Below are 310 nucleotides of genomic sequence, written 5' to 3'. Positions count from 1 at the left end.
AATTGTGTGTGTCTGAATGGAAAGAGAGGCCATGATTTCGTAGATCAATACTGATCACACAGTGATCTTGAACGAGGTCGCGAGCCAGTAAACCTAGATTACTGAAACTGCCAAATAATCCATGAATCAAAACAACCGTTTGGCCTTGCCCTTCCTGCTTATAGTTGAGTAATGCTGACATTTTATCTTATTCGTGATGGGTTTAACGTGGAGTATCCGCGAGGATCTCGTTATAATCCCCCAGAGTTTAAACATTGAGAATGTGAAAAGCGAATGAAAACAATTGAGGTTGATGAGGATCTATACCGTT

Annotated in this window: 1 pseudogene; it reads right to left on the bottom strand. The window is 40.6% G+C overall.

The window, feature by feature from the left end:
- Nucleotides 1-181 (bottom strand): annotated as a pseudogene (locus tag AW165_RS19590) (alpha/beta hydrolase); the annotation flags it as partial.
- Nucleotides 182-310: the final 129 nt, after the last annotated feature.

Origin of the sequence: Acinetobacter sp. LMB-5 (genome assembly GCF_001541635.1) — a bacterium.
GTDB classification, from domain to species: domain Bacteria; phylum Pseudomonadota; class Gammaproteobacteria; order Pseudomonadales; family Moraxellaceae; genus Acinetobacter; species Acinetobacter pittii.
Note: the sequence above shows the minus strand (reverse complement) of the source record. Positions and strands in the feature narration are given on the sequence as shown.